This window comes from Xenorhabdus santafensis (genome assembly GCF_033949405.1).
In the GTDB taxonomy this organism is placed as follows: domain Bacteria; phylum Pseudomonadota; class Gammaproteobacteria; order Enterobacterales; family Enterobacteriaceae; genus Xenorhabdus; species Xenorhabdus santafensis.
Map to the genome: position 1 here is coordinate 1 of NZ_VCDN01000301.1, position 364 is coordinate 364.

1 protein-coding gene is annotated in these 364 nt (G+C 36.8%); it reads right to left on the reverse strand.

Features of this window, described 5'->3' with window-relative positions; translation table 11 throughout:
• Positions 1–23: 23 nt before the first annotated feature.
• On the reverse strand, positions 24–364 hold a 341-nt coding region (locus FE392_RS20340), incomplete at its 5' end, for a hypothetical protein (protein WP_319931920.1).

A 364-nucleotide genomic window follows, 5' to 3' on the forward strand; every position in this document is an offset into this window, starting at 1 on the left:
AAAGCCATTGTTATTTGAAGCCATTACTGGATACACCTCACATACGTTATAAACTGCGTGATAGTGTCGTCATTCTCGTCATAACCCATTCCATCAAATTGAGAATAAGACACGCCTGCTTCGTTAAAGACATCCTTTAATGGCTCATAATCTTTTTCAGTTCCATTTGTGATAACTGCAATTTGATAAAGTGGCATATCTTTTAGAACCTTATTAGAAGCCCTCTTATGTTGCTCATTCACAAATTCATACACAATATAAGGATAATCTACCCCTGTAGGAGCACTATCACGAGAAACTGGAATGCCAGACTTCTTCATAAGACTTCGCAACTGTTCAAAATTAATTTGCATACGATAGTGAC